General features: G+C 57.6%; 6 protein-coding genes and 4 pseudogenes. 3 read left to right on the top strand and 7 right to left on the bottom strand.

What is annotated here, in order from left to right:
• The first annotated feature begins 586 nt into the window (after positions 1–586).
• Positions 587–1,233: pseudogene (locus tag MLPF_RS17410) on the top strand (pyridoxamine 5'-phosphate oxidase family protein).
• Between the two features lie 92 nt (positions 1,234–1,325).
• Here the strand turns inward: MLPF_RS17410 and ilvA are convergent.
• Together ilvA and MLPF_RS07690 are read right to left on the bottom strand one after the other, a co-directional pair.
• On the bottom strand, positions 1,326–2,609 hold the full coding sequence (gene ilvA / locus MLPF_RS07695) for a threonine ammonia-lyase (RefSeq protein ID WP_045842980.1): 1,284 nt from the start codon (positions 2,607–2,609) through the stop codon (positions 1,326–1,328).
• 32 nt (positions 2,610–2,641) lie between these two features.
• Entirely contained in the window at positions 2,642–3,079 is a 438-nt protein-coding gene (locus MLPF_RS07690; protein ID WP_045842979.1) for a nitroreductase family deazaflavin-dependent oxidoreductase, read from the bottom strand.
• 518 nt (positions 3,080–3,597) lie between these two features.
• On the opposite strand from MLPF_RS07690, the gene MLPF_RS15770 reads away from it, so the two are divergent.
• Both MLPF_RS15770 and MLPF_RS07685 read left to right on the top strand, forming a co-directional pair.
• A complete protein-coding gene (locus MLPF_RS15770; protein ID WP_272946133.1) occupies positions 3,598–3,723 on the top strand; it encodes a hypothetical protein in 126 nt (41 codons plus the stop codon).
• Complete coding sequence (locus MLPF_RS07685) at positions 3,724–3,954, top strand: hypothetical protein (protein WP_237817102.1); 231 nt, start codon at positions 3,724–3,726, stop codon at positions 3,952–3,954.
• Here MLPF_RS07685 and MLPF_RS07680 read toward each other — a convergent pair.
• From MLPF_RS07680 to MLPF_RS07670, 5 genes and pseudogenes are all read right to left on the bottom strand, one after another.
• On the bottom strand, positions 3,951–4,121 hold the full coding sequence (locus MLPF_RS07680) for a hypothetical protein (protein WP_237817104.1): 171 nt from the start codon (positions 4,119–4,121) through the stop codon (positions 3,951–3,953). The genes MLPF_RS07685 and MLPF_RS07680 overlap by 4 nt on opposite strands.
• A gap of 149 nt (positions 4,122–4,270) precedes the next feature.
• Positions 4,271–7,810 (bottom strand): DNA polymerase III subunit alpha, encoded by a 3,540-nt coding sequence (gene dnaE / locus MLPF_RS07675; protein ID WP_045842978.1) that lies wholly within the window; start codon positions 7,808–7,810, stop codon positions 4,271–4,273.
• Between the two features lie 67 nt (positions 7,811–7,877).
• A pseudogene (locus tag MLPF_RS17405) lies at positions 7,878–8,341 on the bottom strand (SRPBCC family protein).
• A gap of 79 nt (positions 8,342–8,420) precedes the next feature.
• Positions 8,421–9,175 (bottom strand): annotated as a pseudogene (locus tag MLPF_RS17400) (SDR family NAD(P)-dependent oxidoreductase).
• A gap of 123 nt (positions 9,176–9,298) precedes the next feature.
• Positions 9,299–10,280: pseudogene (locus MLPF_RS07670) on the bottom strand (SDR family NAD(P)-dependent oxidoreductase).
• Positions 10,281–10,363: the final 83 nt, after the last annotated feature.

Below are 10,363 nucleotides of genomic sequence, written 5' to 3'. Positions count from 1 at the left end.
GTAGTTCCGGTCCGTCAGCCCTAGACACTGACAGCACAAAATCCCAGTTCTTGGTGGATCCGGTGAACGTGTACAGCGGCGCCCCGGAAATACCCGCGGAGTGGTTGTCCCCTATAGTCCAGCAAGTCGTCAAACCGGGCCGGCCAACAGGTTAAGTAGCGTGCCGGCCAGATCTGCGGATGAGGCATCCTGCTGGTCAGGTTTTTCCGCACAACTAGAGACGACCAAAGCACGCACATTGCGGCCCAGCGCACGAACCATGCCGGCAACTAGCTAACCGTCGTCATCCACCTGCACCGAATGCAACAAAAAAGCCGGCTTCGCAAGAAGACCTAAAAAGTTTAGACAGCTCGAATCCTTGACGGCTACCCATTCACCGGGACACCGATGTGTGCCAAGGTCCCACTCTACGCCATCCAGCACTCCACTGGTTACCGCGAGATGACAGGACAGGGACGCTGGCTGCAGCGAGGACAACGGGAGTGTAGTCCGTCCAAATCCGACGACAAAGTTAGTCCATTGTAGACTATATGACCGTGCGAACTGTCCTGTAATCGGGCGACCGCAATAGGCAGCAGCGGCGGGGATCGGGGTTGCCGGTCGACAAGTCTCGCGCACTACGCTCACCCGCTATCAAGACCACGTTCACTACAACCACGACACCGTCCATCGCATTCTGGATAAGGCATTGATCTGCCACTGACTATACCAACGCGGGTGAGCCAATGGTTCTGCCGACGAAGCATGCCCGCTAGAGGACCCCTGTGTTTGCATGGCTCGACCGACAGCGGGCCGATGCTCAACGCTAAAGCGGCCAGGGCATCGAGCCTACCGGTGTGCGTCACCGCCACACTCGTCTACGGGTTGGTGCTGGCCCGCTTAGGCGCTACACCATTCCTTGGTGTACCGACTCAGTAGTCGTGGCGGGCGCCGCACGCGTGGTCGAAGACTCAGTGGAAAAATTTGCGGGCACTGCACTCCCTGCTCGATTACATCGCCTTGGGGCGGGGCACCTAACGCGTGTGAGCTCGCCACAACCGGAGTGGCTCACGCTCAACCTGGTCGAAATCTCGGCCAAGGTGCACACCGGCAGCCCGATTGATAATCCAAAAGACTGCACGTTGCCGCATTGGGCAAGAGGGCTGCCGATGGTTGAACTTGACGGCCGGAATAGTGATACCGATTGGCGATCTCGACTCTAACGACCCCGATGCCACGATACTGAATACCTGACCGCAGAACTGAACTCACCACTCGCCTGCCGTGAGCGCGCGTATTTGCACGGTGACACACCGCAAACGTGTACAATTGAGGACATCCACCGTCTAAAGCAAAAGGTAGCGGTAGGCCGGTGAACCTGGCTGCAGAGTTTCGACGTGCATTTCGGTCCCCTGCATCCGGTCCAGAAGGCCGTCTAATTCTACAGCCGACCCCAGCTGGATACCCACCAGCGCCTCGCCGGTCTCTCGGTTGTTGCGCTTGACGTACTCGAACAAGGTGATATCGTCGTTGGGTCCAAGCACTTCGTCGAGAAAACGGCGCAACGCGCCAGGCTCCTGGGGAAAGTCCACCAAGAAGTAGTGTTTGAGACCTAGGTGGATCAGCGAACGCTCCAACACCTCGCCGTAGCGCAATACGTCGTTGTTGCCGCCCGAGATCAGGCAAACCACGGTGGACCCGGGCTCAATGTCAGTTTCCAGCAGCCCAGCTACCGACAGTGCCCCCGCAGGCTCAGCGATGATGCCCTCGTTCTGGTAAAGGTCGAGCATCGCGGTGCACACCGCCCCCTCGTCGACGGTGGTGATGGAAACCATGTCACCTGCGGCAGTCAACGCGGCATAGGGCAATGTTCCCACCCGGTTCACCGCAGCGCCATCCACAAACTGATCAACGTAGTCCAGCGTCACCGGCTCACCCGCGGCCAGCGCAGCCATCATAGACGCGGCACCAGCCGGCTCAACACCAAGAACAGTAGTGTTCGCCGTCCGTTCGGCCAAGTAAGTGGTCATGCCGGCGATGCAGCCACCGCCGCCCACCGGGACCACCACTAGGTCAGGCTCGGTGTTGAGTTGCTCTAGCATCTCGACAGCAATGGTGCCCTGACCGGCGATGATGCGGACATCGTCATACGGCGGCACCAACGTCGCGCCGGTACGTTCGATGTCATCGATCGCCGCGGCAGCGGCAAGATCGTAGGTCGATCTCCCGACGATTAGCTCGATGAATGCCCCGCCATGATAGTGGATCCGGTCCCACTTTTGTTTGGGTGTCTTGGCGGGTACGTAGACACGGCCTTGCACGCCCAGTGACCTACACGCATAAGCAACACCCTGTGCATGATTACCTGCTGAAGAGCACACAACGCCGCCGGCGATCTCCTTGTCAGTCAGCTGCACCAACAGATTGTAGGCGCCGCGCAGTTTGTAAGAGCGCACTGTCTGCAGGTCTTCACGCTTGAGGTACACTGTCGCACCAGTGATCGCTGACAACCGATCGCTAAGCTGCAACGGGGTAGGCGTGATCACCGGCGCGATCCGCTTCGCCGCACCGTCAATGTCAACCGCGGACAACGGTGGAGTACCAAGGTGTCTACTAGGTTCGGCGGACATCGGTTCGTGGTGCCATGTCGTCCGACAAGCAGTCAGCTCACCGGGGTTAGCACAAAGACCGGAATCTGACGCTCAGTTTTGGCCTGGTACTTGGCGTAGTCCGGCCAGACCTCGACAGCGCGCTGCCACCAGGTGTCTTTCTCTTCGCGGAATACCTCACGCGCGTTGTAATCGCGGCTGACGAGACCATCCTGCAGCTCGACCTGCGGATTTTGCACGACGTTATAGTACCAGACTGGATTTTTCGCAGCTCCTCCGGATGAGGCGACGATCGCGTACTCGCTATTGTGCTCAACGCGCATCAGTGGAGTTTTGCGAAGTTTGCCGGTCTTGGCGCCGACAGTGGTCAGCAACACCAAGGGAATTCCCTGCAAGTCCGTGCCCTCGGTTCCGCCGGAGGCTATGTATCTCTCAACTTGTTCGCGCACCCAGCCGACTGGGCTAGGTACATATTCTCCCGAAAGTGCCACAGGGCCCATCCTAGAACATCAATAATATCCGTCCCCGAAATTCGTCGAGTTCGAGTTAAGTATAAGTCTATATGGACTATAACTTTTAATCTGTGACTGGCCTGGCTAAAACTTCAGAGGCGCTGGTTATGGATGTGCCCTGGTCGCGACAAAAATCTGATCGCGGTGGGCATGGGCAGCAGGGTTCGCTACACTACTGCTGATCAGGGTGTCGACTACTAGTGCGGCCCCGGCCAGGGCTTGGTGGCACGTACCGTTGCCATTGTAGTCAGTTTAGTTTCAAGGCGCTATCAAAGCCCTCTAGTCGCTAGAGCAATCGCTCGGCTACTCCAGCGACTAACCACCACCGCGAGTTCTGACCAATTCGCCGATGAGGTTAACGCGCCGGGTGTCGCGCCAATCGCATCGGCAAACTATCTCCGCTCGAGAAGCCGACGGTACTGACGCAATACACCCAATACACCTGAGTGCCAGCACCCGCCTGACCAGCAATTTGCCGTTTAGATTTCATGGTGTGGTTGTGCTGGTTGTTGGTGGTTATTTCTTGCTGGTTTGGTTTTGTGTGGTTGAGGGGTGTGGTGGGTTATGTGGTGGGGATCGGTGGTGTGGGTTGTGTTGGTGGTTTAGGGTTGGTCGCGGCGTAGGTGGGCTGCTTGCAAGGGCCGCCGAGTAGTTGGTGTTGGTCACCGGCCGCGACATCGAAGCTGGCGATGCTGGGGGTGCGTCTGGTGTGGCGGGTGGCCGGGGATCAGTTGCGCTTTTCTGGTGATGTGTTAGCCCGCCACGCGCACAAGTCACCAGATCACGCCGTGGATGGCTTTTATCTTCCTTCCGCGGTCGATCCCCACAAAAAGTCAAGTACTGCCCTAGGCTAGAGCACCGCCGTACGCGTCATCACCGGCTGCGAGGTCATCGACGAACTGTGAAACCAACACGGCACCAACACAGCCGGGGGCACACCGGCTGGCCGAGGGCCGGTGAACAAACAGACACCCCACAGCCATAGCATGCACCCGAAAGCGCCCCCAACACCCAGCGCCAACAAGATCTAGGCTAGCCCACCAAACTCCCGACCGTATCGGCCAGCGATGGCACACCAGAACACTACTTCACCTGCCACCTATGAAACCGACCAACAATTCCTGCCACAAACACCAACACCCTAGTGCGCAGCGGCAGTACTGCAGTCTACTAATCACCCAAACACCCAGGACCGAGCAGCGCCTTAAGGTCTCCCATCAGCGCCGGCGACAGTGTCACCCGTAGCGACGGGTCTAGCTCAAGCATAGTGATTCGATCCCCGCTGATAAGCCGCAGATGCACTTGCGATGTCCCGGGGTGACGCGCCAGCACTTGCTTGAGTGCACTTACCTTGTTGAAGGTGCACTGCCAAGTCGGCAAGCTAACTGCCAGCGGCCGATCCGCTTGCACGTTGGAAAAGTCAGGCACAACAAGCTCATTGGCGATCAGCGCAATCCGGTCATCACGGACCACCACCTTGGCGTTAACCAACACAACAGCATCATCGATGATATCGGCACTGTAGCTAGAGTACGTGTGCGGAAAAAACATCACCTCGATCCCTCCGGTCAAATCATCCAATTGCGCTGACGCCCAAGGCACTCCGTTTTTGTTGACGCGCCGGTTCACCGCGGCCAGAATGCCACCCACCCGCACCTGAGTGTCATTGGAGACATCGCCATCGAGGATCGTCGGAATGGTGGTGTCCACCTGAGCAGCCAACAGATGTGCCACTCCTTTGAGCGGATGCCCGGACACGTACAAGCCCAGCATCTCCCGTTCCAGAGCTAGCTTGTGTTTGTCCTCCCATTCGTCGTCAGGCACCTTGATGGTAAATACCGCGTCGGTGCCGCTATCGGTTCCACCAAACAGATCGAACTGCCCGATCGCTTCCGCTTTCTTGGTGCCTAGCACCGAATCCACAGCGTCAGCATGGATCAGGAAAAGACCTTTGCGCGAATGCCCTAACGAATCGAAAGCTCCTGCCTTGATCAGCGATTCAGTGACTTTCTTGTTGCAGGAAGCAATGTCGATCTTGTTCAGATAGTCCGAAAAGTCAGCAAACTTGCCCTTGTCATTGCGGGTCTTGATCAACGAACCAACCACGTTGGCACCGACATTGCGCACCGCACCCAACCCGTAGCGAATGTCAGCGCCTACCGACGCGAAGTTGAGGACGGACTCGTTGACATCCGGCGGCAGCACCGTTATGCCAAGCTTGCGGCAGTCGGCCAGATAGACAGCCGCCTTGTCTTTATCGTCGCCGACCGAGGTCAACAGGCCCGCCATGTATTCACCAGCGAAGTTGGCCTTGAGGTAGGCGGTCCAATATGATATTAGGCCGTAGCCGGCGGCGTGCGACTTGTTGAATGCGTAGTCGGCGAACGGTAAAATAATGTCCCACAACGCCTTGATCGCGTCGACTGAGAACCCTTTGGCCTGCATACCGTCCGAAAAGCCTTCGAACTCCTTTTCCAGCACTTCGCGCTTCTTCTTGCCCATCGCCTTACGCAGAATGTCCGCTCGGGCCAAAGAGTAGCCGGCCACCTTCTGCGCGATGCGCATGATCTGCTCTTGGTAAACGATGAGTCCGTAGGTTTCGGCGAGGATCTCACGCAGCGGTTCCTCGAGTTCGGGATGAATGGGTTTGATCACCTGCCGGTTGTTCTTGCGGTCGGCGTAGTCGTTGTGCGCGTTCATGCCCATCGGACCGGGCCGATATAACGCCAGTATCGCGACGATATCCTCGAATCCGGTCGGTTGCATGCGGCGCAACAGGTCGCGTATGGGCCCGCTGTCAAGCTGGAACACACCCAGGGTGTCACCGCGGCCCAGCAGCTCGTAAGTGGCCTGGTCGTCCAGTGGCACGGAGTCCAGATCGAGGTCAATTCCCCTGTTGGCCTTAATGTTTTCGATCGCGTCGCCGATGATCGTCAGGTTGCGCAGACCCAGGAAGTCCATCTTCAACAGGCCGATGGCCTCGCACGCGGGATAGTCCCAGCCGGTAATGATGGCCCCGTCCTGCGGTCGCTTCCACAGCGGGATAGCCTCGGTCAGCGGCTCACTACTCATGATCACCGCGCATGCGTGCACGCCGGCGTTGCGGATCAGACCTTCCAGCCCGCGTGCGGTCTGGTAGATTATGCGCACATCCGAATCAGTTTCGATCAGGCTGCGGACCTCGGCAGCTTCCTTGAACCGTTCGTGGGTCGGATCGGTGATCCCCGACAACGGTATATCTTTGGCCATTATGGCCGGCGGTAAAGCCTTGGTGATCCGGTCGGCCATAGCAAACCCGGGTTGTCCATAGTGGATACGCGCAGAATCCTTCAACGCAGCTTTGGTTTTAATGGTGCCGAAAGTGATGACCTGAGCGACTTTGTCATGCCCCCACTTGTCAGCGGCGTAGCGCACCATCTCGCCGCGGCGACGGTCGTCGAAGTCGATATCGATGTCAGGCATCGAGGTGCGTTCCGGGTTGAGGAACCGCTCGAACAGCAGACCGTGCGGTATCGGGTCGATGTCGGTGATGCCCAAAGCATAGGCGGCAAGCGACCCAGCGGCCGAGCCACGGCCCGGGCCCACGCGGATCCCAACCGACCGGGCGTAGTTGATCAGGTCTGCAACGATCAGAAAGTAGGCAGGAAAACCCTTGCCACAAATGACGTCGATCTCGTAGGCGGCCCGCTCGACGTATCCGTTGGGTGGGCCATCGGGGAACCGGCGCTTGAGGCCGGCATCCACCTCTTGGCGTAGCCAAGAGGCCTGGTCGTGTCCCGCGGGAACGGGGAAGAAAGGCATACGATTACGCGGTTCCCACACGTCGGCGTAGGATTGCACCCGCTCGGTGATCAGCAACGTGGAGTCGCAGGCCCCGGGAACTTCGTCGTCCCACAGCTGGCGCATCTCGGCGGCCGACTTGAGATAATAGCCGTCGCCGTCGAATTTGAACCGATTCGGATCCGACAAGGTCTTGCCGGTCTGCACACACAACAACGCCTCGTGGTTGTGCACAGCGTCGCGGGTTACGTAGTGGCAGTCGTTGGTGGCCAGCGGCGGAATGTTGAGCTTGCGGCCGATATTAAGAAGTCCTTCGCGGACACGTTGCTCGATAAATAAACCGTGGTCCATTAGCTCGAGGAAGTAATTATCGGGGCCAACGATCTCGCGCCACTTGGCGGCCGAGTGTAGCGCCTCCCGGTCGTGCCCGAGGCGAAGCCGGGTCTGCACCTCACCGGAGGGACAACCAGTGGTGATGATGATGCCCTCGGCATATTCGGCGATAAGCTCGGCATCCATTCGCGACCACTTGCTCAACTGCCCTTCGAACGAGGCCAGCGAAGACAACTTGAACAGGTTGCGCAGGCCGGCCGCATTCTCGGCTACCATCGTCAGGTGCGTGTAAGCACCGCCTGCCGAGACATCGTCGGCCTTCTGGCTGGGGTCACCCCAGGTAATGCGCCGGGTGTCAAAGCGGGATCCAGGAGCGATGTAGGCTTCCACACCGATAATCGGCTTGATCCCGACTTTGGTGGCCGTATTGTAAAACTCGCTCGCACCGAACATGTTTCCGTGATCGGTCATGCCGACCGCGGGCATCTGTAGACGCTCCACCTCGGCGAACATGGGCGTGATCTTCGCGGCACCGTCCAGCATCGAGTACTCGGTGTGGTTATGCAGGTGAACGAAGGAGGAGGAGGACTGGTTCATAGGGACGCCAGTCTATGACCGACGGCTGACGGTACCTCGGCATGTCGCCGCGTGTGTTATACTCTCGTCAAGAGTACAGCTTCACGAACTGCTTGCGCGATTTCTCCACGCCCCTTTTGACTACGCGTTCCGCCGCGGACCGAACAGTGCAGGACCGGCGAACTCGAGGCGCAAGCCAAGCATGGATCCGCCATTTTTTGGACCGCACAGTGAGCGTGATACCATACTTGCTTGGTGCCGCCCCTCCCAGATTCTTGAGAATGCCAACTTATTGGGCGGGTCCCATGTTGTGATCGCTTAAGATCACCCGGTTGCGCATTCCCTTGGCACGCGCCACACCCTCACATTTGAGTGCCTACGATCAGTTCTTCACGAAGCTCGCTACGCTATCCCTTCATGGATGATGAGCCAATCGCCCGGTTCCAACAGATCCGAAACATGGTCCCAGGCGTCCTGAGGAGTCATCAGCACATCGGTGATCATGTCAATTAGCAGCCACCACCTCAGCCTAGCCGCGGTGACACGACACATAAAATTACGCACAAGCCACGCCGAATCATCCTAACCTAAATATCCCACGCGAAATCACGCGGAATCGAATCCACGCCCGTTAGTGGCCTGCCTCGCCGCGCAATCGGTTACCGATACGGACCGTGGGTAACAACAGGCTGAGTGATACGTATCTGTCGCTAGTGCTAACAAACTTGGGCGCCACCCTGCTGTAACCGACCAACATACCGCAGCTCACGACTTCCTATAATGTTGTGTGCTTGTACCTGGACAATGGGATACGAATAGTTCGGTATTGGCGATCTTGTCCCACTCGGTCGGAACCGGAGCCGAGAACAAGACATTGACCAACACCCCGCATAATGCCGTGCAACTCCTCGTGAACCACCTACACGAATATCTGGACAAAGGCCTTGGTGGGTGCATAAACGACCGTGTATGGAATTGTCTGGCACCCGGCCATAGATGGCAATGTGCATGACCGCACCGGTGCCGCGCTCAACCATGTCTGACCACACCACATGCATCAGTTCCATCAACACGAGCGAGTTATAGAGTCACCTCTTCACTCTCGCGTTCAAGTGGCAACTTGTAAAATATCCCGCTGGCACCAAAGCCCGCACTCTAAAAGAATAATATGATCCGCACAAACCGCCGACCGGTCCGTGGCAGAGGTGGTCCGCCAACTTTGCGCAAATCGCAGGGTAACCGACCGCGAGAAGCATAACCTCGAGCGGAAATGTATTATTCCTAGTCTACTTCGTTGGCAAGCTCTCAGAGGCAGTCACGGCGCCACGCGATGATCAGCAGAAGAAAACCGCTGCGGGCCAAGCCGCTAGCCAGTTCGGCCTTGATGTCTCAGGAGGCATCGGGGATCACGACGGTTATCCCATTGTTCGGCTCTGGAAGAGTCATGACGTCAATACACTTACCCCACGGGTCGCTTTGAACGAATGTTTCGCTTCGCTTATCGAACTCCTAGACCTTCGTTGTGCTAGCGGCAGATTAAGTGCACGTACCGAAATCGCCGTTACGTAACCGGTACATCACCGCAAGGTTAACCGCATCGGCGACGGCAGCAAACTGACCTAAATCTATAAGGTGAGTTGACCCACCGAGGCCGGTGCAAGATCGCGTCAGGCTACTTGCTCTGGAGTTAACTAACATCGGGAGCTCAATCGTACAGAGTGGTTGGGCTGATAAGCAGCTTACGCACCAGCGTGATGTGCACGGTAGTGAACCGAACGTTGTCGTTCATTGTCTCGGCTTGCAGCGCATCACACAGGTTGCCCAGCGCAGCCTTACTAGCGAGGTAGGCACCAAAACTCAGCACACGGGTACTTTACCTTACACCAACTGACGAAACGCAGACCATCTGCCTGACACCAGGCTCCCGCATACCGGGGATGAACTTGAACCGCCTCCAGGTGATTCTAGCTGCATCGTGCACTGGCAGCGATAGATCCGACCATAAGACAGCGTCAATGACCGCCGAATCGAGCACCCAGCACTCTATAAGTATTATTATCGATATAAGTATTATTATCGATCAGAATGTCGACGACGCCTAGATCAGCGAGCACCTGGTTAACCATAACTACGGTAGCATCTACGTCGGAAAAGTTGCGTGGGTACACATAGATTAGAGAAGGTCCCGCCGTGACTAAACTCGGATCTCCGAGGTGACTTTTTCGAGGTTGTCCTCGGTACGCGCGACCAGCATCACCGTGCTACTTGCAGCTGTGATTTTTGGCCGCCACAGCACCGATACTCGACCACCTTCCGGTGGTGAGGACCGGTCTCGCCACCGACCGCTTCGCCGAATTTGCGGCACTGCATCGTATCAAGCCGGTTCCACAGATAGAACGGGCTATCGCCCCGCGGAATTAGGGGTGTTGACGATATGGAACACTGCCGCTGAAGGCTTTTCGACGAGGCTCGTAAAGTCGCCAAGATTCATCGATCGTCGCACCTAGCGATGTTCGCACCCGGACTGCAACTACCCCGGCTGCCGACCAGGGCCGCCTCACCGGGCGACGTGGG

Source organism: Mycobacterium lepromatosis, assembly GCF_000975265.2.
Classification (GTDB): domain Bacteria; phylum Actinomycetota; class Actinomycetes; order Mycobacteriales; family Mycobacteriaceae; genus Mycobacterium; species Mycobacterium lepromatosis.
Note: the sequence above shows the minus strand (reverse complement) of the source record. Positions and strands in the feature narration are given on the sequence as shown.

What these genes read in the sequence shown, in the direction of transcription:
- ilvA (WP_045842980.1), bottom strand. Translation starts at nt 2,609, where the DNA reads ATGTCCGCCGAACCTAGTAGACACCTTGGTACTCCACCGTTGTCCGCG.
- dnaE (WP_045842978.1), bottom strand. Translation starts at nt 7,810, where the DNA reads ATGAACCAGTCCTCCTCCTCCTTCGTTCACCTGCATAACCACACCGAG.